This window comes from Pseudomonas sp. St386 (assembly GCF_018325865.1).
Lineage (GTDB): Bacteria > Pseudomonadota > Gammaproteobacteria > Pseudomonadales > Pseudomonadaceae > Aquipseudomonas > Aquipseudomonas brassicacearum.
In genome coordinates this window covers 477609-502816 of record NZ_AP021900.1, presented here as the reverse complement: position 1 = coordinate 502816, position 25208 = coordinate 477609, and the positions used below count along the sequence as shown (strand labels likewise).

General features: G+C 61.2%; 23 protein-coding genes. 15 read left to right on the top strand and 8 right to left on the bottom strand.

The window, feature by feature from the left end:
* Positions 1 to 24: 24 nt before the first annotated feature.
* Together phaC and KI235_RS02210 are read left to right on the top strand one after the other, a co-directional pair.
* Positions 25 to 1707 (top strand): class II poly(R)-hydroxyalkanoic acid synthase, encoded by a 1683-nt coding sequence (phaC, locus tag KI235_RS02215; protein ID WP_003196946.1) that lies wholly within the window; start codon positions 25 to 27, stop codon positions 1705 to 1707.
* A gap of 60 nt (positions 1708 to 1767) precedes the next feature.
* Positions 1768 to 2388 carry a TetR/AcrR family transcriptional regulator gene (locus tag KI235_RS02210; RefSeq protein WP_003196944.1) on the top strand — a complete coding sequence of 207 codons (621 nt, stop codon included), beginning with the start codon at positions 1768 to 1770 and terminating at the stop codon, positions 2386 to 2388.
* A gap of 164 nt (positions 2389 to 2552) precedes the next feature.
* Here the strand turns inward: KI235_RS02210 and KI235_RS02205 are convergent, their stop codons facing one another.
* The 3 genes from KI235_RS02205 to KI235_RS02195 form a co-directional block, all read right to left on the bottom strand.
* On the bottom strand, positions 2553 to 3461 hold the full coding sequence (locus KI235_RS02205) for a phasin family protein (RefSeq protein ID WP_003196942.1): 909 nt from the start codon (positions 3459 to 3461) through the stop codon (positions 2553 to 2555).
* Positions 3462 to 3471: 10 nt separating this feature from the next.
* Positions 3472 to 3894 (bottom strand): phasin family protein, encoded by a 423-nt coding sequence (locus KI235_RS02200; RefSeq protein ID WP_003196940.1) that lies wholly within the window; start codon positions 3892 to 3894, stop codon positions 3472 to 3474.
* Positions 3895 to 4164: 270 nt separating this feature from the next.
* Positions 4165 to 4440, bottom strand: coding sequence for a polyhydroxyalkanoic acid system family protein (locus KI235_RS02195; protein WP_003196939.1), 276 nt, complete (start codon positions 4438 to 4440; stop codon positions 4165 to 4167).
* 155 nt (positions 4441 to 4595) lie between these two features.
* On the opposite strand from KI235_RS02195, the gene ubiE reads away from it, so the two are divergent.
* The 12 genes from ubiE to KI235_RS02135 all read left to right on the top strand — a co-directional run bounded on the left by ubiE (position 4596) and on the right by KI235_RS02135 (position 16848).
* Positions 4596 to 5366, top strand: coding sequence for a bifunctional demethylmenaquinone methyltransferase/2-methoxy-6-polyprenyl-1,4-benzoquinol methylase UbiE (gene ubiE / locus KI235_RS02190; protein WP_003196937.1), 771 nt, complete (start codon positions 4596 to 4598; stop codon positions 5364 to 5366).
* Positions 5366 to 5983 (top strand): SCP2 domain-containing protein, encoded by a 618-nt coding sequence (locus KI235_RS02185; protein ID WP_003196935.1) that lies wholly within the window; start codon positions 5366 to 5368, stop codon positions 5981 to 5983. Before ubiE ends, KI235_RS02185 begins: the two co-directional genes overlap by 1 nt.
* A gap of 3 nt (positions 5984 to 5986) precedes the next feature.
* Positions 5987 to 7591: a ubiquinone biosynthesis regulatory protein kinase UbiB gene (gene ubiB, locus KI235_RS02180; RefSeq protein WP_212795466.1), complete on the top strand. Its 1605-nt coding sequence runs from the start codon at positions 5987 to 5989 to the stop codon at positions 7589 to 7591.
* 81 nt (positions 7592 to 7672) lie between these two features.
* On the top strand, positions 7673 to 8071 hold the full coding sequence (gene hisI, locus KI235_RS02175; RefSeq protein ID WP_003196931.1) for a phosphoribosyl-AMP cyclohydrolase: 399 nt from the start codon (positions 7673 to 7675) through the stop codon (positions 8069 to 8071).
* Positions 8064 to 8396: a phosphoribosyl-ATP diphosphatase gene (locus KI235_RS02170; protein ID WP_003186671.1), complete on the top strand. Its 333-nt coding sequence runs from the start codon at positions 8064 to 8066 to the stop codon at positions 8394 to 8396. Before hisI ends, KI235_RS02170 begins: the two co-directional genes overlap by 8 nt.
* A gap of 24 nt (positions 8397 to 8420) precedes the next feature.
* On the top strand, positions 8421 to 8708 hold the full coding sequence (locus KI235_RS02165; RefSeq protein ID WP_212795465.1) for a twin-arginine translocase TatA/TatE family subunit: 288 nt from the start codon (positions 8421 to 8423) through the stop codon (positions 8706 to 8708).
* A gap of 10 nt (positions 8709 to 8718) precedes the next feature.
* Entirely contained in the window at positions 8719 to 9141 is a 423-nt protein-coding gene (gene tatB / locus KI235_RS02160) for a Sec-independent protein translocase protein TatB (RefSeq protein ID WP_028237522.1), read from the top strand.
* The gene (tatC, locus tag KI235_RS02155; RefSeq protein WP_003196925.1) at positions 9138 to 9935 is read left to right on the top strand and encodes a twin-arginine translocase subunit TatC; all 798 of its coding nucleotides are present in this window, start codon (positions 9138 to 9140) and stop codon (positions 9933 to 9935) included. The genes tatB and tatC overlap by 4 nt, the downstream gene beginning before the upstream one ends.
* On the top strand, positions 9932 to 10639 hold the full coding sequence (locus KI235_RS02150) for a 16S rRNA (uracil(1498)-N(3))-methyltransferase (RefSeq protein WP_003196923.1): 708 nt from the start codon (positions 9932 to 9934) through the stop codon (positions 10637 to 10639). The genes tatC and KI235_RS02150 overlap by 4 nt, the downstream gene beginning before the upstream one ends.
* 114 nt (positions 10640 to 10753) lie before the next feature.
* A complete protein-coding gene (locus KI235_RS02145) occupies positions 10754 to 12658 on the top strand; it encodes a methyl-accepting chemotaxis protein (protein ID WP_039013530.1) in 1905 nt (634 codons plus the stop codon).
* A 219-nt stretch (positions 12659 to 12877) separates the two neighbouring features.
* Positions 12878 to 14794 carry a methyl-accepting chemotaxis protein gene (locus KI235_RS02140; protein WP_003196920.1) on the top strand — a complete coding sequence of 639 codons (1917 nt, stop codon included), beginning with the start codon at positions 12878 to 12880 and terminating at the stop codon, positions 14792 to 14794.
* Positions 14795 to 14943: 149 nt separating this feature from the next.
* Positions 14944 to 16848 (top strand): methyl-accepting chemotaxis protein, encoded by a 1905-nt coding sequence (locus KI235_RS02135; protein WP_013692084.1) that lies wholly within the window; start codon positions 14944 to 14946, stop codon positions 16846 to 16848.
* Between the two features lie 1161 nt (positions 16849 to 18009).
* Here KI235_RS02135 and KI235_RS02130 read toward each other — a convergent pair.
* Positions 18010 to 18210 carry a nucleoid-structuring protein H-NS gene (locus KI235_RS02130; protein ID WP_155252640.1) on the bottom strand — a complete coding sequence of 67 codons (201 nt, stop codon included), beginning with the start codon at positions 18208 to 18210 and terminating at the stop codon, positions 18010 to 18012.
* A 443-nt stretch (positions 18211 to 18653) separates the two neighbouring features.
* Between KI235_RS02130 and KI235_RS02125 the strand changes: the two genes are divergently transcribed.
* Positions 18654 to 18995 carry a DUF6124 family protein gene (locus tag KI235_RS02125; protein WP_013692083.1) on the top strand — a complete coding sequence of 114 codons (342 nt, stop codon included), beginning with the start codon at positions 18654 to 18656 and terminating at the stop codon, positions 18993 to 18995.
* A gap of 88 nt (positions 18996 to 19083) precedes the next feature.
* On the opposite strand, the gene mdoH is transcribed toward KI235_RS02125, so the two are convergent.
* The 4 genes from mdoH to pip form a co-directional block, all read right to left on the bottom strand.
* Positions 19084 to 21654 carry a glucans biosynthesis glucosyltransferase MdoH gene (mdoH, locus tag KI235_RS02120; RefSeq protein WP_003196915.1) on the bottom strand — a complete coding sequence of 857 codons (2571 nt, stop codon included), beginning with the start codon at positions 21652 to 21654 and terminating at the stop codon, positions 19084 to 19086.
* Positions 21647 to 23416, bottom strand: coding sequence for a glucan biosynthesis protein G (locus KI235_RS02115; protein WP_003196913.1), 1770 nt, complete (start codon positions 23414 to 23416; stop codon positions 21647 to 21649). The genes mdoH and KI235_RS02115 overlap by 8 nt, the downstream gene beginning before the upstream one ends.
* 319 nt (positions 23417 to 23735) lie before the next feature.
* A complete protein-coding gene (gene dtd / locus KI235_RS02110; protein WP_003196911.1) occupies positions 23736 to 24173 on the bottom strand; it encodes a D-aminoacyl-tRNA deacylase in 438 nt (145 codons plus the stop codon).
* Positions 24170 to 25141 carry a prolyl aminopeptidase gene (pip, locus tag KI235_RS02105; RefSeq protein ID WP_003196909.1) on the bottom strand — a complete coding sequence of 324 codons (972 nt, stop codon included), beginning with the start codon at positions 25139 to 25141 and terminating at the stop codon, positions 24170 to 24172. Before pip ends, dtd begins: the two co-directional genes overlap by 4 nt.
* Positions 25142 to 25208: the final 67 nt, after the last annotated feature.

Here is a 25208-nt window from a genome sequence, read left to right as displayed (position 1 = left end):
GCCTGATGACGAAGGAGTTGACTCATGCGCGACAAACCGGCGAAGGGTTCCATGCCCGCCCCTGCCAGCTTCATCAACGCACAAAGTGCGGTCACCGGCCTGCGTGGCAGGGACCTGCTGTCCACCTTGCGCAGCGTTGCCGTACACGGCTTGCGCAACCCGGTGCACAGTGCCCGGCACGCGTTGAAGCTGGGCGGTCAACTGGGCCGAGTGCTGCTGGGCGAGACCCTGCACCCCACCAACCCCAACGACCAGCGTTTCGCCGACCCCACCTGGCAGCTCAATCCGTTCTACCGCCGCAGCCTGCAGGCCTACCTGAGCTGGCAGAAGCAGGTGACGAGCTGGATCGACGAAAGCACCATGAGCCAGGATGACCGCGCCCGCGCCCACTTCGCCTTCGCCCTGCTCAACGACGCCGTTTCACCGTCCAACACCTTGCTCAACCCGCTGGCGGTCAAGGAGCTGTTCAACTCCGGCGGCACCAGCCTGGTTCGAGGCCTCAGCCATCTGGTGGACGATCTGCTGCACAACGATGGGTTGCCGCGACAAGTCACCCCCCATGCCTTTGAAGTCGGCAAGACCCTGGCGACCACTCCCGGCGCGGTGGTGTTTCGCAACGAATTGCTCGAGCTGATCCAGTACCGGTCCATGAGTGAAAAGCAATACGCCAAGCCGTTGCTGATCGTGCCGCCGCAGATCAACAAGTTCTACATTTTCGACCTGAGCCCTTCCAACAGCTTCGTCCAGTACGCCCTGAAAAACGGTTTGCAGGTCTTCATCATCAGTTGGCGCAACCCCGACGTACGCCACCGAGAATGGGGCCTGTCCAGCTATGTCGAGGCCGTGGAAGAAGCCATGAACGTCTGCCGGGCGATCACCGGCGCCCGCGAGGTCAACCTGATGGGTGCCTGTGCCGGGGGCATGACCATCGCCGCCCTGCAAGGCCACCTGCAAGCCAAGCGCCAGTTGCGTCGGGTCGCCAGTGCCACGTACCTGGTGAGCCTGCTGGACAGCCAGATCGACAGCCAGGCCTCGCTGTTCATCGACGAGCAGACCCTCGAAGCCGCCAAGCGCCGCTCCTATCAGAAAGGCATCCTCGATGGCCGCGACCTGGCCCGGGTGTTCGCCTGGATGCGCCCCAACGATCTGATCTGGACTTACTTCATCAACAACTACCTGCTGGGCAAGGAGCCGCCGGCCTTCGACATCCTCTACTGGAACAACGACTGCACCCGCCTGCCGGCGGCTTACCACGGCGACCTGCTGGACTTCTTCAAGCACAACCCGCTGACCCATCCCGGCGGCCTGGAAGTGTGCGGCACGCCCATCGACCTGCAGAAAGTGACGGTGGACAGCTTCAGTGTGGGCGGCATCAATGACCACATCACGCCGTGGGACGCGGTGTATCGCTCGACCCTGTTGCTGGGTGGCGAAAAACGCTTCGTGCTTTCCAACAGCGGCCATGTCCAGAGCATCCTCAACCCGCCGGGCAACCCCAAGGCCAACTTCATCGAAAGCGCAAAATTGAGCAGCGACCCACGGGCCTGGTACTACGACGCCAAGCACGTCGAAGGCAGTTGGTGGACCCCATGGCTGGGCTGGATCCAGGAGCGTTCCGGCGCCCAGCACGAAACCCAGATGACCTTGGGCAATGCGAACTACCCGCCTCTGGACGCAGCTCCCGGCACCTATGTTCGCGTGCGCTGAAGGCCTTACCCCACGGCCAGGCGATTGGCCGTGGCATGACTTGATCATTAAGAAGACCGGATGAAAACCCGCGACCGCATCCTTGAATGTGCCCTGCAATTGTTCAACGAAAAGGGCGAACCGAACGTCTCCACCATGGAAATTGCCAACGAAATGGGCATCAGCCCGGGCAACCTCTATTACCACTTTCATGGCAAGGAACCGCTGATCCTCGGGCTGTTCGAGCGATTCCAGGGCGAACTGGCGCCGCTGCTGGACCCTCCGGCGGACGTGCAGTTGGCGCCGGAAGACTACTGGCTGTTCCTGCACTTGATCGTCGAGCGCCTGGCGCAGTACCGCTTTCTGTTCCAGGACCTGTCGAACCTGGCTGGGCGCCTGCCGAAGCTGGCCAAGGGCATCCGTCAGTTGCTCAATGCCCTGAAGCGCACCCTCGCCTCACTGCTGGCACAGCTCAAGGCCCAGGGATTGCTGGTCAGCGATACCCAGGCCCTGGGGCAACTGGTGGAGCAGATCACCATGACCTTGCTGTTCTCCCTGGACTACCAGCGGATCCTGGACCGCGAGGGCGAGGTTCGGCTGGTGGTCTACCAGATCATGATGCTGGTCGCCCCACACCTGCCGCCCGCGACCAAGGTCGCGACTGAGCAACTGGCGTTGCGCTACCTGGAAGAACACGAGTAACCCAGTGTGACGCTCGTCCCCACGCTCCGCGTGGGGATGCAGCCCGGGACGCTCCGCGTCCCAAACAGCGGAACGCAGAGCGTCCCCGGAGGCATTCCCACGCGGGAGCGTGGGAACGAGCGCCCGACCTTCAGAGGCCGGGCGTTTTTGCATGTCCCGCAGAATCAGGACTGGGTGGTAGGCGTCGATGGAGCCGGCGCTGGAGTTGGCGTGGCGACCGGGGTCGGAGCGGCGGCGGAGTTCGCCGGGCTCGTCGGGGTCGCCGGTTTGGCGGCTGCGGTCGGCGCCTTCGGTGCAGCGGCTTTCGGCGCGGCCGGTTTTTTCACGGCCGGTTTTTTCGCCGCAGCAGGTTTGGCCGCCGCTTTTGCCGCAGGCTTGGCGGCGGGTTTCGCTGCCGGTTTGGCAGCTGCCGTTTTAGCCGCGGGTTTAGCCGCAGGTTTGGCCGCAGGCTTGGCTGCCGCTTTGGCCGCAGGTTTGGCCGCTACCGGTTTGGCCGCCGCCTTGGCAGCAGGCTTGGCCGCAGCAGTTTTAGCCGCGGGCTTGGCCGCTGCTTTCGCCGCAGGTTTGGCAGCGGGTTTCGCCGCAGCCTTGACCAGTGGCTTGGCCGCCGTTTTAGCAGCCGGCTTGGCCGCTGCAGTCTTGGTCGCCACCGGTGCGACCTTGGCGCCGGTGAGTTTTTCGATCTGCTTGGTCAGGGTGTCGACCTTGCTGTGCAGTGCCTTGACTTCATTACGGCTCGGCACACCCAGGCGCGAGATCGCACTGTTCAGGCGCTTGTCGAAAGCCCCTTCCAGTTCGTCCCATTTGCCCAGTGCACGATCCTTCACGCCGCCGATTCGCGACTTGGCGGACTCGGCAGAGTCCTTGGCTGCATCGACTTGTTTGCCGACTGCCGTCTTGGTGAGTTTTTCGGCCTTTTCGCCGTCCTTAACCAGGGACTCGAAGAGCTTGCTGCCGTCAGTGTCGATCTTCGAGTACACGCCTAAACCAGCAAGCCAGATTTTGCGGGAATACTTTTCAATCTTCCCGGCCCACGAGCTGCCCTCTTTTTCTGTGATTTTTTTGCCAGCCATCCCGTTCTCCTTAATGTTTACGCGCGACACGTTCGAGCAATGCTGTCAGCTCATCGAGCTTAGCAGAGAGTGTCTCAACGTCATGTTTAGACGGAATGCCGATACGATTCAAGGCACTTGCAACACGGGCATCGAATACCTTCTCGACTTTATCGAGTTGTACTTCAACCCGGGCCTTGAAAGTATTGACGTCGCTCTTGGCTTCAATCAATTCGCTGTTGGCCGCTTCAAGTTTTCCGGCAATTTTCTTTTTGCCTTTGGTTTCAATAACTTCGCCAGCCTTTACCAACTCCTGAAAGTACTCGCTGCCTTCCTGGCCGACCTTCGTGTAGGCGCCCAGGCCCGCCAGCCAGATCTTGCGCGCGTACGTTTTCACGTCGCTGAGCGTGGAAGATTCAACGTCGGTTTTTTTCTTCAGAATAACTTTGGCCATGGTGCACCTCACTCGAAAAAAGGTTTGAGGAACTGCCCGCACATGGACGGGCTCAGGCACAAAGTAGTGAGAATAATTAGAAAGGGCACCCTAACAACTGACACAAAACCTGAGGGCGATGACTTCCCATGTGGGAGCGAGCTTGCTCGCGATTGCGGTGGACCAGCAACATTGATGTTGAATGACTCGCCGCTATCGCGAGCAAGCTCGCTCCCACAGGTGGACAGGTGGTGAACTTGAGTCATGCATTCCACCCACCCTTTCAATCAATCAAGCCAACGCCTTATCCAACGCCTTTTCGATTTCCGTCTTGATCGTGCCGCTCATGGCCGACATCAACATGCCCAGCTCCACGTCGACGCGGATCGAGTCGTCGCCCACATGCACTTCGCCCTTTACCCCGGAGCGCTTGAGTTTCAGGGTGTCGCCCTCCCACTGCGGCTCCAGGCCATAGCTGTCGGACAACTTCTGCGCCAGCTTGTCGGCTTTCTCTCGCGCCACTTCCTTGCCCAGGCCATGGGCACGCTCAACAGTTATACGGGCCATCGGGTGACTCCTGTTTTATCGGGACTTGCCTGAACGTTTCAGACCCTGGCTGCGTCAAAACGTCCCGGCGGTAGCCCATCTTACCTTCAGCCTTGCCAAGACAAAGCCCTCCACCGGGATTAGAATGTCCCGCATTCTTTTTTGGTGACCGCGATATGACTGATCAGCGCAAAGGCAGCGATGCCGAACCCACCACTCACTTCGGCTTCAAGAACGTGCCGGAAAGCCAGAAAGCGGAAAAAGTCGCTGAGGTTTTCCACTCCGTAGCCGCCAAGTATGACTTGATGAACGACTTGCTCTCGGGCGGCATGCACCGCCTGTGGAAGCGTTTCGCGATAGAACTGTCGGGCGTGCGCAGCGGCAATCGCGTGCTGGACATCGCTGGCGGCACGGGCGACCTGACGAAGAAGTTTTCCCACATCGTCGGGCCGACCGGCCAGGTGGTCCTGGCCGACATCAACGAATCCATGCTCAAGGTCGGTCGCGACCGCCTGCTGGACCTGGGTGTGGCCGGCAACGTCGAGTTCGTCCAGGCCGACGCTGAAAAGCTGCCGTTCCCCGACAACCATTTCGACTGCGTGACCATCGCCTTCGGCCTGCGCAACGTCACCCACAAGGAAGATGCCCTGCGCTCGATGCTGCGGGTGCTCAAGCCCGGTGGCCGCCTGCTGGTGCTGGAGTTCTCCAAGCCGACCAACGCGCTGATGTCCAAGGCCTATGACGCCTACTCGTTCGCCTTCATGCCGCTGATGGGCAAGCTGATCACCAACGACTCGGAAAGCTATCGCTACCTGGCCGAATCGATCCGCATGCACCCGAACCAGGAAACCCTGAAGTCGATGATGGTCGAGGCCGGTTTCGACCGCGTGACCTACCACAACATGACCGCAGGCATCGTCGCCCTGCACCGCGGTATCAAACCCTGATGCTGCTCACCGGCCTGCTCGCCAGCGTCGAACTCGGCCTCAACCGGGTGCTGCGCCTGGACAGCACGGCGCTCGCGCGCCTGGCGCACTTGAGTGGCAAGGTGATTGCCGTCGACTGTCGCAGCCCGGCGCTGCGGTTGTTCATCCTGCCCAGCGACGAAGGCCTGATGCTCGCCGCGCATTGGGAGGCCGAGGCCGACTGCACGCTGCGCGCCCCGGCGTCGAGCTTGCTGAACCTGGCGCTGGGCAAGGACAAGACCGCGGTGCTGCACAGCCCCGACGTGGAGCTCGACGGCGACAGCGGCGTACTGCTGGAACTGGCGGCGATTCTGCAGGACCTGGAGCTGGACTGGGAATACGAAGTGTCCCGCTGGATCGGTCCGGTGGCGACCCAATTGCTCAGCGGTCATTTGCGCAGCCGCAGCCGCTGGTATCGGCAGGGGTTCGCCAGCCTGGGGCAGAATCTGAGTGAATACCTGGCCGAAGAATCGCGTACCCTCGTAGGCCAACGCGAAGCACAAGCCCGTTTTAATGAACTGGACCAGATCAAACTTGACCTGGAACGTCTCGAGGCGCGTTTCGAGCGCCTTTCCCGATCCCTTGAAACCAAGCGATAACGCATGAAGCTGCTTGCCGTCCGCCGTTTGTTGCGCATCCAGCGCGTCGTGATCCGCTACCGCCTCGATGACCTGCTGTTCGCCCTGCCGCTGCCCTGGTTTCTCCTGGCCCTGCGCTTCGTGCTGCCGTGGCGCTGGTTTCCCCGGCGAACGCTGGACCTGAGTCGCGGTGCGCGCTTGCGCCTGGCCTTGCAGGACCTGGGGCCGATTTTCATCAAGTTCGGGCAGATCCTTTCGACCCGTCGCGACCTGTTGCCCGAAGACATCGCCGATGAACTGATGCGCCTGCAAGACCGCGTGCCACCGTTCGATTCCAAGGTGTCGGTGGCGCTGATCGAGGAACAACTGGGCAAGAAGATCAGCGAAGTCTTCAGCCGCTTCGACGTCGAGCCCCTGGCCTCGGCCTCCGTCGCCCAGGTTCACGCCGCACAACTCAAGAGCGGCGAAGAAGTGGTGGTCAAGGTCATCCGCCCGGGCCTCAAGCCGATCATTGCCCAGGACCTGGCGTGGCTGTTCATCCTCGCCCGCGCCGCCGAGCGGTTGTCGGCCGATGCCCGCCTGTTACACCCGGTGGACGTGGTCCAGGACTACGAGAAAACCATCTACGACGAACTCGACCTGCTGCGCGAGGCCGCCAACGCCAGCCAGCTGCGCCGCAACTTCGAAGGTTCACCGCTGCTGTATGTGCCGCAAGTCTATTGGGACTGGTGCCGGCCGAAAGTATTGGTGATGGAGCGCATCTACGGCATCCAGGTCACCGACCTGGCGACCCTGGCCGACCAGCGTACCGACATGAAGATGCTCGCCGAACGCGGCGTGGAAATCTTCTTCACCCAGGTGTTTCGCGACAGCTTCTTCCATGCCGACATGCACCCGGGCAACATCTTCGTCAGCACGGTGCAGCCGTGGAGCCCGCAGTACATCGCCATCGACTGCGGCATCGTCGGTAGCCTGACACCAGAAGACCAGGACTATCTGGCCCGCAACCTGTTCGCCTTCTTCAAGCGTGACTACCGTCGCGTCGCGCAACTGCACATCGATTCGGGCTGGGTGCCGGCCGAGACCAAGCTCAACGAGTTCGAAGCGGCGATCCGCACCGTGTGCGAACCGATCTTCGAAAAACCGTTAAAAGATATTTCCTTCGGCCAGGTGCTGATGCGCCTGTTCCAGACCGCGCGGCGCTTCAACATGGAAGTCCAGCCACAGCTGGTGCTGCTGCAGAAAACCCTGTTGAACATCGAAGGCCTCGGCCGCCAGTTGTACCCGGAGCTCGACCTGTGGAACACCGCCCAGCCGTTCCTCGAACGCTGGATGCGCGAGCGCGTCAGCCCCAAGACCTTGCTGGGCAACGTGCAGAGCCAGTTCGAGCAGCTCCCGCACCTGGCCAACATGACCCGCGACCTGCTCGAACGCATGTCCCAGCCCCACGCCCACGATCCGGCGCCCCCGTGGCACCGCCGCAAGGACGACTGGCTGTTGCGCCTGCTGGGTGCCGCTCACCTGGGAGGCGGCGCAGTGCTGGCGACCGGCGGGCCGCTGAGCCAACTGGGTCACTGGCCCGCCGGTATCATGATGCTGGTCGGTCTGTATCTGGTCGTTCGCCGATAGCCAGCACCGGTTCGCACTGGCACACTGTTTCAACGCTGGGCCCGCCGACGTCAGGTGCGCGGCCCATGGTCGGAGTCAAAGATGAAAAACTGGCAGGACGAGATCAAATGGGACGCTGACGGCCTGGTGCCGGCCATCGCCCAGGACCACAAGACCGGGCGCGTATTGATGATGGCCTGGATGAACCGCGAAGCGCTGGCCCTGACCGCCGCCGAGAACCGCGCCATCTATTGGTCACGTTCCCGTGGCAAGCTGTGGCGCAAAGGTGAAGAGTCCGGGCACGTGCAGCACCTGCATGAGATGCGCCTGGACTGCGACGGCGACGTCATCATCCTGATGGTCGAGCAAGTCGGTGAGATTGCCTGCCACACCGGCCGTCAAAGCTGCTTCTATCGCGTCTTCGAGAACGGCGACTGGAAAACCGTCGACCCGGTGCTCAAGGACCCGCATGCCATTTATTCAGGACATACCCATGAGTGACACCCTGACCCGCCTGGCCCAGGTGCTGGAAGAGCGCAAGGGCGCCGCGGCCGACAGCTCCTATGTCGCCAGCCTGTACCACAAGGGCTTGAACAAGATTCTGGAGAAAGTCGGCGAAGAGTCGGTCGAGACCATCATCGCCGCCAAGGACGCCGCCATCAGTGGCGATTGCAGCGACGTGATCTACGAGACCGCCGACCTGTGGTTCCACAGCCTGGTCATGCTGGCCCAACTGGGGCAGCATCCGCAGGCCGTACTGGATGAACTGGACCGTCGCTTCGGTCTGTCCGGGCACGTCGAGAAAGCCTCGCGCCCGTCCGCCTGATCAACTTTTGAGAGGAATAGCTCCATGGGTATTTTTGACTGGAAACACTGGATCGTCATCCTGGTCGTCGTGGTGCTGGTGTTCGGTACCAAGAAACTGAAAAACCTCGGCACCGATGTCGGTGAGTCGATCAAGGGCTTTCGCAAGGCCATGAACGATGACGAAAAACCGAGCGACCCGTCGGCGGCTCCTGGCCAACCCGCGCAGCCGACCCAACCGGTACACCCCCAGGCCAGCCAGCCTGTGAATGCGCCGCACACCATCGACGTGCAGGCCCAGAAAGTCGAAGAGCCCGTCCGCAAAGACTCGTGAGCACTGACTAATGTTTGGGATCAGCTTCACTGAACTGCTGCTCGTCGGCCTCGTCGCCCTTCTGGTACTGGGCCCCGAGCGCCTGCCGGGTGCTGCGCGCACCGCCGGTCTGTGGATCGGCCGCCTGAAGCGCAGCTTCAATGCGATCAAACAGGAAGTTGAACGTGAGATCGGTGCCGACGACATCCGTCGGCAACTTCACAACGAACATATTCTGTCCCTGGAGCAGGAAGCGCGGAAAATCTTCACGCCGACCCAACAGGAACCGACGCCGGTTCAGCCCGTGGCCGAACCGACGATTGCGCCCCAGGCGCCGGTGGATGGTGCGAGGTCAGTGACTGAACCGGCGCCAGTGACACCGACGGTAATGGATACAGCGCCCCCTGCTGTCCCTGCGCCTAACGACCCTACTTTGCCGCCGCGAGCCCCATGAGCGATATCCCAGAGAACGACCAGCCGATGCCGCTGGTATCGCACCTCACCGAGTTGCGCACCCGTCTGCTGCGTTGCGTCGCGGCGATTTTCATTATCTTCGCCGGGCTGTTTTCCTTCACCCAGCAGATCTACACCTTCGTCTCCACGCCACTGCGCCAGTACCTGCCGGTAGGCGCGACAATGATCGCCACCGACGTGTCGTCGCCGTTCCTGACGCCTCTGAAGCTGACGATGATGGTCTCGCTGTTCCTGGCGATTCCGGTGATCCTGCACCAGATCTGGGGCTTCATCGCACCGGGTCTGTACAAGCATGAAAAGCGCATCGCCGTGCCGCTGCTGGTGTCCAGTATCCTGCTGTTCTACACCGGCATGGCCTTCGCCTATTACCTGGTGTTCCCGCTGATCTTCAAGTTCTTCGCCGCCGCCACCCCGGCGGGCGTGGAAATGATGACCGACATCAGCAGCTACCTGGATTTCGTCATGACGCTGTTCTTCGCCTTCGGCGTGGCGTTCGAAATCCCCGTGGCCGTGGTGCTGCTGGTGTGGATTGGCGTGGTCGACGTGGCCTATTTGAAGAAGATCCGCCCCTACGTGATCATCGGCTGCTTCGTGGTCGGCATGATCCTGACCCCGCCGGACATCTTCTCCCAGACCCTGCTCGCGGTGCCGATGTGGCTACTGTTCGAGATCGGCATCCTGTTCGGTGGCCTGGTGCGCAAGCGCCGGGAAGAAGAGCCCGAGGAACAACCGGTCGATGACCATAACGACCAGCCGCCAGCGACCCAAGCGTGAACCTGCTGCTGCTCGAAGAGGCCGACTTCATCGGGCCTGACCGCGTGGTCCTGAGCGATCGCCGGTTGACCCACATGCAGGAAGTCCATCGCAGTGCCGTCGGTGACAGCCTGCGCGTCGGGCGCATCGGGGGGCTGATGGGCACCGCCCAGGTGCTGCGCCTGGAAGCCCGCGAGGCCGAACTGCAAGTGACCCTCGACCAGCCTCCACCGGCCAAGTTGCCGCTGACCCTGGTGCTCGCCCTGCCACGTCCGAAAATGCTTCGGCGGGTGTTCCAGACCGTCGCCACCATGGGCGTGCCGCGCGTGGTGCTGGTCAACAGCTATCGCGTGGAAAAGAGCTTTTGGCAGACGCCGTTTCTCGAACCCGAGGCCATCCGCGAGCAACTGATCCTGGGCCTGGAACAAGCCCGGGACAGCGTGCTGCCGGAAATCATCATCGAAAAACGCTTCAAGCCCTTCGTCGAAGACCGCCTGCCAGCCATGACCGACGGCACCTTGGGCCTGGTCGGTCACCCTGGCAACTACCCACCCTGCCCTCGCGCGCTGACAGAACCGGTGACACTGGCCATCGGCCCGGAAGGCGGCTGGATTCCCTACGAGATCGACCTGTTGGCCAAGGCCGGCCTGCAACCGGTGCAACTGGGCGAGCGGATCCTGCGGGTCGAGACCGCGGTTACCGCGCTGCTTGCACGACTGTTCTGATCCCGTTGGTTTGCCACCGTATTCCAAACGCATCTAACTCATTTCTCCTGCTCCCCCTTTATGGGCCGATAGCGCTTTGTACAAAGCAGTTCCGCCCTTCAAGGGAGTATCAGCATGTTCCAATGGTTAGGTAACGTAGGCGTTAATCGCAAACTCGGCTTCGGCTTCGGTCTGGTGCTGCTCTTAACCTTGATGATTGCCTTCACCGGATGGACCGGCCTAGGCAATGTGATTGCACGCGGCGACACACTCGGGCTCATCGCCAGCCTGAACGACCTGACCAAGGACCTGCGCTCCGCGCGCATGGACTATTACTCGACCCGGGGTGAAAAGGGTTCGGGGGAAATCAACGATCTGATCGGCAAACTGGAGCCAGGGCTCCAGACCGCCCGTCAATCGATCGAACAGCCAGCCGATGTGGCGATCGTCGACAAACAACTGGCCGCTGTCGCCGATTACAAGGTTGCCCTCGCCGAATTGGTCCGAGCCATGGCCAGTCGTGAGGATGCGCGCAGCAAACTGGGCGCCAGTGCCGATAACGCCGTGGCCCGAGTCACCAGCGTTGAAACCGCCATACGGCAAAGCGACAACGCTGCTCAACTCGACAGTGTGGTCAGCCTGAGCAAGGCCATCCAGCAAGCCCGCTATCAGGTTCGCGGTTATACCTACAGCGTTGAGACCGACGCCGAGCAGCCAGCCCTGGATGCCATCGATAACGCGTTGAAAGCCCTCGGCAGCCTGCCGGCCCGACTGCCCGATGAACACGCCGCCAACCTGCAACAGGCCAGCGAGTCGTTCAAGACCTATCGTGCCGCGGTCAACCAGTTCCGTGAAGCCCAGACCGCCAGCGCTGCCGCCATCAAACGCATGTCCGACCTGGGGGTTGTGCTACGCGGGGCCAGTCGAGACCTCACGCTGTCCCAGACAGTCGTGCGCGACCATGATGCGACCAAAGCCAACACGTTGCTGGTCTCGGCCGCCGCGTTGGCCTTGCTGTTCGGCGTGATCGCTGCCATGGCGATCACCCGGCAGATCGTCATACCATTGGAGCAGACGCTCAAGGTCGCCGAACGCGTGGCGGCAGGTGACTTGACCCACAACCTCAGCGCCGAGCGCCGCGACGAACTGGGCCAACTGCAACGCGCCATACAGAGCATGACCGTGGGCCTGCGGCAATTGATCGGCGGCATCAGCGACAGTGTCACGCAAATCGCCAGTGCCGCCGAACAGCTCTCGGCCGTCACCGAGCAGACCAGCGCCGGGGTCAACAAACAGAAAGTGGAAACCGACCAGGTCGCCACCGCCATGCACGAAATGACCGCTACGGTGCAGGAAGTGGCGCGCAATGCCGAAGAGGCCTGCGAAGCGACGGTCGCCGCGGACCAGCAGGCTCGCGAAGGCGAAAAAGTGGTGGGTGAAGCCATCGCCCAAATCGAACGCCTGTCCAAGGAAATGGGCAATTCCACCGAAGCCATGGGTCATCTCAAGCGCGAGAGCGACAAGATCGGCAGCGTGCTGGACGTGATCAAGTCCGTCGCCCAGCAAACCAACCTGCTGGCCCTCAATGCGGCCATCGAGGCGGCCCGTGCCGGTGAAGCCGGGCGTGGTTTCGCAGTGGTGGCCGACGAGGTTCGTGGCCTGGCCCAGCGTACCCAGAAGTCCACCGAAGAAATCGAAGCACTGATCGGCAACCTGCAATCGGGCACCGAACAGGTCGCCACCACCCTGGACAACAGCCGCAACCTGACCGACAGCAGCGTCGAACTGACACGTCGTGCCGGCGGCTCACTGGAAAACATCACCCGCACGGTCTCGGCGATCCAGTCGATGAACCAACAGATCGCCGCCGCCGCCGAGCAACAGAGCGCCGTGGCCGAAGAGATCAACCGCAGCGTCGTGAACGTTCGCGATGTCTCCGAACAAACCGCCTCCTCCAGCGAAGAAACCGCCGCCTCCAGCGCCGAACTGGCACGGTTGGGGGTTCATTTGCAGACACTGGTGGGACGCTTCAAAGTCTAAACACCGAAAAAGCGGCGAGCACAGCCCCGTAGCGAGGGGCCTTGCTCCCGTTCGAGCGCGAATCGGCCGTCAACGGCGTTCGGACTGGCAACGGTTTCGCCGCCGGGCGTGGGCAAGCGTCCTCACCACGGATATCCCCCGCCCTATTTTCTACAGATCCCCGTCACATGGTCGATACTCTCCTCATAAGACCTATAAAAGGTTCGAGGGAGTATCAGCATGTTCAGTTGGCTAACCGAAAAGCTGGGAAACGTAAGTGTCAATCGCAAACTGGGTTTCGGTTTTGGCCTGGTGCTGCTCATGACCCTCCTGAGCACCTTCGCGGGCTGGAACAGCCTGAGCAGCGTGATCAGCCGCGCGGATAAACAGGCGTCCATCGCCAGCCTCAATGAGTTGGCCAAGGATTTGCGAATCTCCAGTCTCGAGTATGAGATGCGGCGCGGCGAACAAGGACCAGCAGTCGTCAGCGAGTTCCTGGGCAAGCTTCAGGACAGCATCCAAGCCGCCCTCAAACGGTTTGTACGTCCGGCAGACCAGGAGTTGCTCAATCAGCAGTTGGCTATCCTCGATGAGTACAAACGCGCCTTTGCCGACCTGACCCAGGCGACACAGAACCGCGAATCGGCCCGCTCCAAGCTTGGCGCCAACGCCGACAACGCCGTGGCCAAGGTGACAGAAGTCGAAAATGCCTTGCGCCAAGGTGACAGCGTTGCTCAATTCAACGCTGTGGTTGAGCAGAGCAAACTGATCCAGCAGGCGCGCTACCAGGTCCGCGGCTACACCTACAGCGGCAAGGCCGATGCAGAGCAACCGGCACTGGATGCCATCGAAAACGTCTTGAAAAACCTTGAAAGCCTGCCGGGCAAACTGCCGGAACAACACGCCGCCAACCTGCAACAAGCTTCTGAATCGATGAAGGCTTATCGCGCTGCCGTCAGCCAGTTCCGCGACTCACAGGTCGCCAGTGCTTCGGCCCTCAAGAAAATGGCCGACCAGGACAGCCGTTTGCATGAACTGAACAATCATTTGACCACCTCGCAGATCGAGAAACGCGACCAGGAAACGGCTCAAGCGAAAGAAACGCTGATCATCGTCACCATCCTGGCACTGGCATTTGGCCTGCTGGCTGCATGGATCATCACCCGGCAGATCGTCGGTCCACTGCAACAGACCCTGGTAGCTCTCGAACGTGTCGCCTCCGGCGACTTGAGCCATAACCTGGTGGTCACCCGCCGCGACGACATGGGTCAACTGCAAGGCAGCCTGCAGCGAATGGTGATCAGCCTGCGGCAACTGATCGGGGGTATCAGCGACGGCGTCACGCAAATCGCCAGCGCCGCCGAACAGCTCTCGGCCGTCACCGAGCAGACCAGCGCCGGGGTCAACAGCCAGAAAGTGGAAACCGATCAGGTCGCCACTGCGATGCACGAAATGACCGCCACCGTGCAGGAAGTGGCGCGCAATGCCGAGGAAGCCTCCGAAGCGGCAGTTGCCGCTGACCAGCAGGCTCGCGAAGGCGAAAAAGTGGTCGGCGAAGCCATCGCCCAGATCGAACGCCTGTCCAAGGAAGTGGGCAACTCCACCGAAGCCATGGGCCACCTCAAGCGCGAGAGCGACAAGATCGGCAGCGTGCTGGACGTGATCAAGTCCGTGGCCCAGCAAACCAACCTGCTGGCCCTCAACGCCGCCATCGAGGCAGCCCGGGCCGGTGAAGCCGGACGTGGTTTTGCGGTGGTGGCCGACGAGGTACGCAGCCTGGCCCAGCGCACCCAGAAGTCCACCGAAGAAATCGAAGAGCTGATCCTGGGCCTGCAATCGGGCACCGAACAGGTCGCGACCACCCTGGACAACAGCCGTAGCCTGACCGACAGCAGCGTCGAACTGACCCGCCGTGCCGGTGGTTCGCTGGAAAACATTACCCGTACGGTCTCGGCGATCCAGTCGATGAACCAACAGATCGCCGCTGCGGCCGAGCAGCAGAGCGCCGTGGCCGAAGAGATCAACCGCAGCGTCGTGAACGTTCGCGATGTCTCCGAACAAACCGCCTCCTCCAGCGAAGAAACCGCCGCCTCCAGCGCCGAACTGGCACGGTTGGGGGTTCATTTGCAGACGCTGGTAGGTCGCTTCAAGGTCTAACCAGAGGGCAGGTATAAAACCCGTGGCCAGAGATTGCTCCCGCTTGGGCGCGACGTGGCCACTACTGTGAGATCTATTCTCTACAGATCCCTTCCAACCGGTCGATATAGCTCCCAGCACATAAACTCAGCGCTGCAGGGAGTAACAGCATGTTCCGATGGCTAGGTAATGTAGGCGTTAATCGCAAACTCGGTTTCGGCTTCGGCCTGGTGCTGTTCCTGACCGTGATAATCGCCTTCACGGGCTGGACCGGCCTGGGTAACGTGATCAGCCGTGGCGACAAGCTGGGGTTCATTGCCAGCCTGAACGATTTGACCAAGGACTTGCGCCTGGCGCGCATGAACTACGACACCTCGCGGGGCGAGAACGGCCCCCAGCAAGTCAACGACCTGATTGGCAAGCTCGACGCCGGGCTGAAGACCGCCCGCCAACTGATAGAGCAACCGGCCGATGTAGCCCTGATCGATAAACAATTGGCCGCCGTGGCCGAGTACAAAAAAGCCTTCGCCGAGATGACCCGCGCCACCGCCAGCCGAGAAGATGCCCGCAGCAAACTCGGTGCCAGTGCAGACAATGCCGTGGCTCGCATCGCTGAAGTAGAGAAGTCGTTGCTGCAAGGCGACAGCGTCGCCCAGTTCAACAGCATCGTGACCCTGAGCAAAGCGGTCCAGCAAGCGCGCTATCAGGTTCGCGGCTACACCTACAGCGGCAAGAGCGAAGCCCAGCAACCGGCCCTTGAGGCCGTCGACAATGCCCTCAAACTTCTCGCACGTTTGCCAGAGCAATTGCCTGAAGAACATGCAGCCAACCTGCAACAGGCCAGCGACTCGATCAATGTCTATCGCTCAGCGGTCAGCCAGTTCCGCGACTCCCAGATCGACAACGCCGCGGCACTCAAGCGCATGGCAGATCAAGGCGACGTATTGATCGATGCCAGCCAAAAACTGACCGTCTCCCAGACCGCCGTGCGCGACCGTGACGCAACCGAGGCCAAGACCTTCCTGGTAGCGGCTGCCGTGCTCGCTTTGCTGTTCGGTGTCGTCGCTGCCCTGGTCATCACCCGGCAGATCGTCGGCCCTCTGGGCCAGACCCTCAAGATCGCCGAACGTGTGGCGGCAGGTGACCTGACTCACAACCTCACCTCCGAGCGCCGCGACGAACTGGGCCAGCTACAGCGCGCCATGCAGAACATGACCGTGGGTCTACGGCAATTGATCGGTGGCATCAGCGACGGCGTCACGCAGATCGCCAGCGCCGCCGAACAGCTCTCGTCCGTCACCGAGCAGACCAGCGCCGGGGTCAACAGCCAGAAAGCGGAAACCGACCAGGTCGCCACCGCCATGCACGAAATGACCGCCACGGTGCAGGAAGTGGCAAGCAACGCCGAAGAGGCTTCCGAAGCGGCCGCCGCCGCCGATGCCCAGGCACGCGAGGGCGATAAAGTCGTCGGCGAAGCGATTGCCCAGATCGAGCGCCTGGCACTCGAAGTGGGTAATTCCACCACCGCCATGGGCGAGCTGAAGCGAGAAAGCGACAAGATCGGCAGTGTGCTGGATGTGATCAAGTCCGTCGCCCAGCAAACCAACCTGCTGGCCCTCAACGCCGCCATCGAGGCAGCCCGGGCCGGTGAAGCCGGGCGTGGGTTTGCGGTAGTCGCCGATGAAGTCCGCAGCCTGGCCCAGCGTACCCAGAAGTCCACCGAAGAAATCGAAGAGCTGATCCTTGGCCTGCAATCGGGTACTGAACAGGTCGCGGCGACCCTGGACAACAGCCGCAGCCTGACTGACAGCAGCGTCGAGCTGACCCGTCGCGCCGGCGGGTCGTTGGAAAACATCACCCGTACCGTCTCGGCGATCCAGGCGATGAACCAGCAGATCGCCGCTGCGGCGGAGCAGCAGAGTGCTGTGGCGGAGGAGATCAACCGTAGCGTGCTGAATGTGCGTGATGTGTCAGAGCAAACGGCGTCGTCCAGTGAAGAGACTGCCGCTTCGAGCGCTGAATTGGCGCGGTTGGGGGTGCATTTGCAGACGTTGGTGGGGCGGTTCCGGGTTTGATTTGGGTATTGGTGTCGTGTGTATATCCGTTATTTAGGTAACGGCTGCTGACGGTTCCGCTCTTACAGCGGGTCACTTTCGAAAAGCCCGGAAGCCGGCCCAGTCGAAAGTAACCAAAGCGCTTTTGCCCCACCACGCGGTGCCTCGCCTAGGCTCGGCATGCCTGCGTTCGGCCATCGTGGTTAACGGGGCACCCGAGATCAACGTCCACCACGAGGCGGCCTAACAGCCGACCTGGCTCTCCCGGTCGTACACCCGTTAGATCTGTGGGAGCAAAGCTTGCTCGCGATAGCGGTCTGTCAGGCAACATCAATACTGACTGCCCCACCGCCTTCGCGAGCAAGCTCGCTCCCACATAGGTTTTTGGTCGTTTATAAAATCAGCGTCCACCGCCGATCCCTGTGGGGAGCAAAGCTTGCTCGCGAAAGCGGCGGGTCAGCTTGCCTGGATGTTGGATGTGCCGGCCTCTTCGCGGGCAAGCCCGCTCCCACACTGGATCTTCAGTGGGCAAGAAACTTGTGTTCGGCACAGTTCCCTCTGTGGGAGCAAAGCTTGCTCGCGATAGCGGTGGGTCAGCTTGTATTGATGTTGGATCTGCCTGCCTCTTCGCGGGCAAGCCCGCTCCCACACTGGATCTTCAGTGGGCAAGAAATTTATGTTCGGCACAGTTCCCTCTGTGGGAGCAAAGCTTGCTCGCGATAGCGGTGGGTCTGCTTGCATCAATGCTGAATGTGCCGCCACCTTCGCGAGCAAGCCCGCTCCCACATAGGTTTTTGGTCGTTTATAAAATCAGCGTCCAACGCCGATCCCTGTGGGAGCCGAGCTTGCTCGCGATGGTGGTGGGTCTGCTTGCATCCATGCTGAATGTGCTGCCGCTTTCGCGAGCAAGCTCGCTCCCACATAGGTTTTTGGTCGTTTATAAGATCAGTGTCCACCGCCGATCCCTGTGGGAGCCGAGCTTGCTCGCGATGGCGGTGGTCTGCTTGCATCAATGCTGAATGTGCTGCCGCCTTCGCGAGCAAGCTCGCTCCAACAATGGGATCGGAGTACGACCGGAAGAAATAGGCCGGCTGCAAGGCCGCCTCGCGAGCAAGCTTTGCTCCCACAGGTCCGGCTCAAACAGATCTGATGGGTGTACGACCGGGAGAGCCAGGTCGGCTACTAGGCCGCCTCGCGGTGGACGTTGATCTCGGGTGCCCCGTTAACCACGATGGCCGAACGCAGGCATTGTGGAGTGGGCATCCCGGCATGGATGCCGGGATAGCCGCGCTGGGCCATGGATGGCCCTTCGCGGCGGGCCCACGGAGCAATGCCGGAGTGAGGGCACACCGAGCCTAGGCGAGGTGCCGAGTGGTGGGGCATGAGCGTTTTGCTTACTTTTGCGCTTCTCAAAAGTGAGCCGCTGTAAGAGCGGAACCGTAAGCAGCCGTTACCTAAATAACGGATATACATACAAAAATACCTGAGCCCCACAATCCGTCATCCCAAGGCTACGGAGCCTTGCGCCATTGCCTACAACTACGCCAGAATCCGCCGGCTTGTGCGCCTTGGCCCTGGGCTCTAACGTTTGCGGGTCGCTGTCAGTTCAGCGATCGGGTTTAGCAGCCTGGACAATCCTAGACGTACGCTCTCCACATGCGTGAGCAGGCTTCAGCACCTGCGCATCTATGTCATGGCGGTTGTGCGTGGGAGACCTTCGGGTCTGCCGGGTTCTAGGGTCCCGGTCTGCTAACCCGCGTACAGTCGCCACCCATTCTCGTTTAGCAGCGATATCTGGCGGCTCCATTACCCTAGGAGCGTCAACCATGCACAAGGTCACACCCAATCCACCAGAACCAGAAACCGACCCCAAGAAACTCCAGGAAGCCACCGACCGCGCGCTCGATTACTACCTGAAGCCCAAACAACCCAACCCCGAAGATAAACAGCCGCCGGGCCAGCTCTTCACCGTCGTCGACGGCATCGACACCGAAAGCCTGTTGGCCAACCTCAGCGAAAACCTGGCCTCAGCCAATGCCATGGTCAGCGACCTTGCATTCGACCTGAAAGGCTCGCGACGCCATATTGCCCTTGGTATTCAACAACTGATCGAGCTGAGTGGTTTGTTGGCGAATCGGGTACTGGACAACGTCAATACACAGTCCTGACCTCGCCACGGATAGCGCTCAATTACTGAAATAGCGCCCAACAAAAAGCCCCGCTTCCTTTCAGAAGCGGGGCTTTTGCGTATCAGTATCAGGCCACTTGAGGCTGTGCGCTCAACGGCTGAAGCGGTAACAACGGTGCATGAGGATCAGCGTTGATCGATTCGCGCCACGCCGCCAGCCACTCGGGATGACCCTCGCTCCAGACCTGCTCATGCAGGCGGGACAGGGCCACCGGGTCGCTCAGCAGAGCCAGTCGCTCGGCGTTGCTGAGACCGGCAGGGCCGGCCTTCAAGGCGTGACGAACACGTTCGACCCGCAGCCATTCGATCGGCTCGGCCTTGCCGTGACGCGAGGTTGCCAACGCATACGCCAAGGCGTTCTGTTGCGGATCGACCACCGCCCGGATGAAACCGTCTTTGAGCGCATGCCAACGGTTTTCATGGGTGTACTGATCCGTCGACAGCAGTTCCTGTGGCGGTGCGTATTCCTCAGGGATCAGGAACAGGCTTTCATCACGGGACTTCAAGCCCAGGCCCACGCGGCTGGAAATCACCGATACCGGAATCGACAGCATCAGCGAACCGACAATCGGCACCAGCCACCACAGGAAGCTCGGGTTCAGCCAGATCACCAGCAAGGCCCAGAAGAAGCCCAGCAAGGTTTGCGGACCGTGGCGCTTGACCGCTTCGCTCCACGGCGTGGAGTCGTCGTCACGTTGTGGCGAGTTCCAGGTTGCAGCCCAGCCCAGGAATGCGGCGAGCACGAAACGGGTGTGGAAAATCATCCGCACTGGCGCCAGCAGCATGGAGAACAACATCTCCAGGAGCATCGACAGCGTCACCTTGAACTTGCCACCGAACTCCTTCGCACCCTTGGCCCAGATCAGCACGATACTCAGCAGCTTGGGCAGGAACAGCAGCACGATGGTGGTGGAGAACAGGGCGATGGCCTTTTCCGGGTGCCATTGTGGCCACAACGGATAGAGCTGGCGCGGCTCGAGGAAGTACTGCGGCTCCATCAACGTGTTCACCGCCAGCAGCGCCGTGGAGAGCACCAGGAAGAAGAACCACAGTGGCGCCGACAGGTAGGACATCACGCCGGTCAGGAACACCGCACGGTGCACCGGGTGCATGCCCTTGACCAGGAACAGCCGGAAGTTCATCAGGTTACCGTGGCACCAGCGACGGTCACGCTTGAGTTCGTCCAGCAGGTTCGGCGGCAGCTCTTCGTAGCTGCCCGGCAAGTCATAGGCAATCCACACGCCCCAGCCGGCACGGCGCATCAGCGCAGCTTCGACGAAGTCGTGGGACAGGATGGCACCGGCGAACGCGCCTTTACCGGGCAGCGGCGCCAGGGCGCAGTGCTCGATGAACGGTTTCATGCGAATGATCGCGTTGTGGCCCCAGTAGTGGGATTCACCCAACTGCCAGAAGTGCAGGCCGGCGGTGAACAGCGGACCGTATACCCGGGTGGCGAACTGCTGCATGCGCGCATACAGCGTGTCCATGCCCGAGGCCCGTGGCGCGGTCTGGATGATGCCGGCGTCCGGCGTGGCTTCCATCAGGCGCACCAGGCTGGTCAGGCACGTACCGCTCATGACGCTGTCGGCGTCGAGCACGACCATGTACTTGTAGTCGCTGCCCCAACGACGGCAGAAGTCGTCGAGGTTGCCGCTCTTGCGCTTCACGCGACGGCGGCGGCGGCGATAGAAGATCTTGCCGAAACCACCGGCTTCACGGCAGACGTCGAGCCAGGCCTGTTGTTCGGCCACGCAGATATCGGTTTCGTTACTGTCGCTGAGCACGAAGAAGTCGAAACGATCCAGGTCACCGGTGGCGGCCACCGACTCGAAGGTTGCGCGCAAACCGGCGAATACCCGTGGCACGTCTTCGTTGCAGATCGGCATCACCAGCGCTGTGCGGGCGTCCTTGGGAATTGGCTCGTTGCCGGCGCTGGCACCGGAAATGCGGTACTTGTCGTGACCGGTGAGCAATTCGAGAAAGCCCATCAACGCTGTCCAGAAGCCTGCCGAGACCCAGCAGAACAGGATCCCGAACAGAATCAGGATGCTGGTTTGCAGCGCATACGGCAGCACTTGCGTGGCGGTCTGCAACAGCGGTTGGTGCAGGACTTCTTCCAGGTCCACGAACGACCAGCCCTGGTACGGCATGATGCCTTTCATGTACCAGCCAGCGACGATGGTCTGGCCGAGCATCAATATCAGCAGGATGTAGCGACGGGTCGAGCCCACGGTACGCCAGCGTGCATGCGGCAGCACGCGCTCATCCTTGGGCGGCTTCGGCGGGTTGGTACGACCGGTCAGGCGCCGCCAGCCACGCACCAGGATATTGGTGCGCCATGGCTCCGGTACGACCTTGGTCCGACGAATCGGCGGCGTGGCTTTCAGGCACACCCGACCGCTGGTGTCGAGCCCCAGCATCTCGGCGTCTTCGAGCTCTTCGGCGGTGCTCAGGGTCAGCCGGCGGCCCACCGAGGCTTGCGCCGCCTCGGCGGGCTCGTCGAAGGTCGAAGACGACAGGCGTTCGTGCAATTCGCTGAAGGACTTGCAGCCCGCCAGTTCGGCGCGCTGCTCGTCGGTCATGGGCAAATGGGCCAGGTACTCGCTGAGCGTCTCTGGCTGTACTGAAGTATTACTCATCGGCTGGCAACTGATAGCTCCAGGTCTCGGTCAAGACTTGTTCAGTCGGTTCCGGTTCCTGCTGGGTTGGGGTCGGTTCAACAGCGGCGTCTGCCGCCTTGACGGCCTTGGCTTCGTCTTTCGCTTTTTCGTTCGCGAGCTCTTTTTCGGTCTGCTGGCGGGCGACTTTGTCGGCCTTGGCCAGGGTCGTGGTCACGGAGTGCGCGGTGGCCGGGGCTTCGACAGGCGTCAATGGACGGACCAGCGCCGCACGCATTTCGGTGGCCTGTTTCGAATCCTTGATCTTCAACCGCAGGGTCAAGCGCCAGCCCTTGGTTTCAGGGTTGTAGCGCACGCTATTCTCGACGATCTCGCCGTTTTCGCCGACGCTTACCTGGCTACGCACATCGGCGTCTTCCGGCAGGGCTTGCAGGGACGGACCTTCGAAATCCACCAGGTAGGCCACGCTGCCGTCCGGCTGACGGATCAGGTTGGACTGTTTCACGTCACCGGTGGAACGCAGGGTCTGCTGGACCCAGGCGCTGTCCGGCGAGTGCAGGCTGGCTTCGTCGAGGGTCCAGTGCAGGCGATAGCTGAAGTCCAGCGGCTGGCCTGGCTCAGGCAGTTTTTCCGGGCTCCAGAAGGCAACGATATTGTCGTTGGTTTCGTCGGCGGTCGGAATTTCTACCAGGTCCACGGAGCCCTTGCCCCAATCGCCTTTCGGTTCGATCCAGGCACTTGGACGCTTGTCGTAGCGGTCGTCCAGGTCTTCGTAATGGCTAAAGTCGCGCCCACGTTGCAACAGGCCGAAACCACGCGGGTTCTCTACCGAGAAGTTGCTCACGGCCAGGTGTTTCGGGTTGTTCAGCGGACGCCAGATCCACTCGCCGTTACCGGCATGGATCGACAGGCCACTGGAGTCGTGCAGTTCGCGACGGTAGTTCAGCACTTTGGACGGTTGGTTGGCGCCGAACAGGTACATGCTGGTCAATGGAGCCACACCCAGCTTGGTCACGCGGTCACGCAGGAACATGCGCGACTTCACGTCGACCACGGTGTCGGTGCCCGGACGCAAGGTCAGGCGATAAGCGCCAGTGGCGCGTGGCGAATCCAGCAGGGCGAAGATCACCAGGTGCTTGTCGGTCGGCTTCGGACGTTGGATCCAGAACTCGCGAAAGCGCGGGAATTCTTCACCCGATGGCAACGCGGTGTCGATGGCCATGCCGCGGGCGGACAAACCGTAGGTCTGGCCCTTGCCAATGACGCGGAAATAACTCGCGCCCAGCATGGTCATGATCTCGTCCTGCTTGTCAGCCTTGTTGATCGGGTACAACACGCGAAAACCCGCGTAACCCAGCTGTTCAGTGGCCTTGGGATCGAATTTCACATCGTCGAAATCAAAGCGCGACGGGTCGTACTTGATCTCTTCGACGGTGGTCGCGGTGATTTCGTTGATCTTCACCGGTGTGTCGAAATGCATACCCTGGTGATAGAAGGACAGCCTGAACGGTGTCTTCTGGTCGGCCCATTCGGCTTTTTCGGTGCGGAAACGGATTTTTTGATAGTCAGCGAATTTCATTTCGCGGAATTCGTTCGGCAGATTACTGCGCGGGGCTTCGTATTTTTGCCCGGCCAGTTCTTGAGCCTTCGCCGATACATCATCCAGGCTGAATGCCCACAGTTGGCCCGCGCCGAACAGGCACAACAGAGCCGAGCCCGTTACCAGGGCGCTTCTCAACCGTTTGGCAGTCATTTTTGGTGCATTACAGGGACTAACAATCACGAGCAACCCTCGCCGAAAACTGATCAAAAAACCAACGGCCAGATAAAGTATCTGCACGGTAACGGCACTGAAAAACCGTTCCTGCGGACCACTCTGCCAAGTTGGCGAGCATTGTTCCGACTCCGATGGGACAAAATGATTCCCCAAACGGTCCAGGACAAGTCTCTACCTAAGTCAAATGGACCAGCGAACGCTGATCCCCCGTAGCGCGCGATTATCTAGTAGCCCGCGTGACAACGCATCAGGGGTAGCAAAGTATTTATCGAGAAAACTCCCAGTTTTGCCTCGAAACAGGCCCGAAAAGATGTTTCAAACGCTTTCAGACCTGTAACAGGAAGGTTACCGGGCCATCATTGACCAAATGCACTTGCATGTCGGCGCCGAATCTACCTGATGCCACAGTGCCATGCACCTGTTTCGCCTGGGTGAGCAAATAGTTGAACAACTCTTCTCCCAGGGCCGGAGGTGCGGCTGTCGAAAAACTCGGGCGCAAACCACTTTTGGTGTCGGCCGCCAAGGTGAACTGCGACACCAGCAGCAACCCACCACCGACATCCGCCAGGGACAGGTTCATCTTGCCGTCGGCGTCGCTGAACACTCGATAGTTAAGCAGCTTATGCAGGAGTTTGTCGGCGCTGGCCCGGGTATCCCCGGGCTCGACAGCCACCAACACCAGCAAGCCCTGATCCACGGCGCCAATGATCTCGCCTGATACTTCGACCCGCGCGCAGCGAACTCGTTGCAACAGCCCCTTCATGCTTCTTCAGGCGGCAGGTCGAGCAGGCGCCGGGCCATTTGCGCAGCGGCGCGAACCAGTGCGTCGGTGATCCCCGGCTCCGAAGCGGCGTGACCAGCGTCGCGAATCACCTGCAGTTCGCTGTTGGGCCAGTTCTGATGCAGCTCCCAGGCATTGTCCAGCGGGCAGATGACGTCGTAGCGGCCATGCACGATGACGCCCGGCAAATGGGCGATCTTGCCCATGTCGCGAATCAACTGGTTGGGTTCGAGGAAAGCGTTGTTGGTGAAGTAGTGGCATTCGATCCGGGCGATCGACAGCGCCCGCTGCGGCTCGGAGAAGCGATCGACCACCAGTGGGTTCGGACGCAGGGTTGCGGTGCGACCTTCCCAGGTGGACCAGGCCTTGGCCGCGTGCATCTGGGCGATCTGATCGTTGCCGGTCAGGCGCTTGTGGAAAGCGCTGAGCAGGTCGTCGCGCTCGTCCAACGGGATCGGTGCGATGTAGTCCTGCCAATAGTCGGGGAACAGGCGACTGGCGCCGGCCTGGTAGAACCATTCGATTTCCTGCGGGCGGCAGAGAAAGATCCCACGCAGGATCAAGCCGTGTACCCGCTCTGGATGAGTCTGGGCGTAGGCCAGGGCCAGGGTCGAGCCCCAGGAACCGCCAAACAGCACCCACTTCTCGATACCCAGGTGCTTGCGGATGCGCTCCAGGTCTTCGACCAGATCCCAGGTGGTGTTGTTCTCAAGGCTCGCATGGGGGGTGGACCGACCGCAGCCGCGCTGGTCGAAAGTGACGATGCGGTACAGGTTCGGATCGAAGTAGCGGCGGCTCTGTGCATCGCAGCCAGCACCCGGGCCGCCGTGAATGAACACCACCGGCAGGCCTTCCGGGGAACCGCTTTCATCGACATAGAGCGTGTGGGTGTCATCGACAGCCAGATCGTGCCGGGCATGGGGTTTGATCTGCGGGTACAAAGTCTGCATTGCGCGCTCCGTAAGGGGTCGAGTCATCCCTGTAGGGACGTCTATTTAGTCTGCCGTCCGGCATCAT

Bases quoted from the DNA above. Each gene is read 5' to 3' on its own strand.
- ubiE (WP_003196937.1), top strand. From the start codon at position 4,596: ATGACTGATCAGCGCAAAGGCAGCGATGCCGAACCCACCACTCACTTC.
- KI235_RS02165 (WP_212795465.1), top strand. From the start codon at position 8,421: ATGGGTATTTTTGACTGGAAACACTGGATCGTCATCCTGGTCGTCGTG.
- KI235_RS02135 (WP_013692084.1), top strand. From the start codon at position 14,944: ATGTTCCGATGGCTAGGTAATGTAGGCGTTAATCGCAAACTCGGTTTC.
- KI235_RS02140 (WP_003196920.1), top strand. From the start codon at position 12,878: ATGTTCAGTTGGCTAACCGAAAAGCTGGGAAACGTAAGTGTCAATCGC.
- phaC (WP_003196946.1), top strand. From the start codon at position 25: ATGCGCGACAAACCGGCGAAGGGTTCCATGCCCGCCCCTGCCAGCTTC.
- KI235_RS02170 (WP_003186671.1), top strand. From the start codon at position 8,064: ATGAGTGACACCCTGACCCGCCTGGCCCAGGTGCTGGAAGAGCGCAAG.
- KI235_RS02125 (WP_013692083.1), top strand. From the start codon at position 18,654: ATGCACAAGGTCACACCCAATCCACCAGAACCAGAAACCGACCCCAAG.
- KI235_RS02205 (WP_003196942.1), bottom strand. From the start codon at position 3,461: ATGGCTGGCAAAAAAATCACAGAAAAAGAGGGCAGCTCGTGGGCCGGG.
- pip (WP_003196909.1), bottom strand. From the start codon at position 25,141: ATGCAGACTTTGTACCCGCAGATCAAACCCCATGCCCGGCACGATCTG.
- KI235_RS02200 (WP_003196940.1), bottom strand. From the start codon at position 3,894: ATGGCCAAAGTTATTCTGAAGAAAAAAACCGACGTTGAATCTTCCACG.
- dtd (WP_003196911.1), bottom strand. From the start codon at position 24,173: ATGAAGGGGCTGTTGCAACGAGTTCGCTGCGCGCGGGTCGAAGTATCA.
- ubiB (WP_212795466.1), top strand. From the start codon at position 5,987: ATGAAGCTGCTTGCCGTCCGCCGTTTGTTGCGCATCCAGCGCGTCGTG.
- KI235_RS02210 (WP_003196944.1), top strand. From the start codon at position 1,768: ATGAAAACCCGCGACCGCATCCTTGAATGTGCCCTGCAATTGTTCAAC.
- KI235_RS02185 (WP_003196935.1), top strand. From the start codon at position 5,366: ATGCTGCTCACCGGCCTGCTCGCCAGCGTCGAACTCGGCCTCAACCGG.
- KI235_RS02145 (WP_039013530.1), top strand. From the start codon at position 10,754: ATGTTCCAATGGTTAGGTAACGTAGGCGTTAATCGCAAACTCGGCTTC.
- KI235_RS02130 (WP_155252640.1), bottom strand. From the start codon at position 18,210: ATGCCCCACCACTCGGCACCTCGCCTAGGCTCGGTGTGCCCTCACTCC.
- hisI (WP_003196931.1), top strand. From the start codon at position 7,673: ATGAAAAACTGGCAGGACGAGATCAAATGGGACGCTGACGGCCTGGTG.
- tatC (WP_003196925.1), top strand. From the start codon at position 9,138: ATGAGCGATATCCCAGAGAACGACCAGCCGATGCCGCTGGTATCGCAC.
- tatB (WP_028237522.1), top strand. From the start codon at position 8,719: ATGTTTGGGATCAGCTTCACTGAACTGCTGCTCGTCGGCCTCGTCGCC.
- KI235_RS02195 (WP_003196939.1), bottom strand. From the start codon at position 4,440: ATGGCCCGTATAACTGTTGAGCGTGCCCATGGCCTGGGCAAGGAAGTG.
- mdoH (WP_003196915.1), bottom strand. From the start codon at position 21,654: ATGAGTAATACTTCAGTACAGCCAGAGACGCTCAGCGAGTACCTGGCC.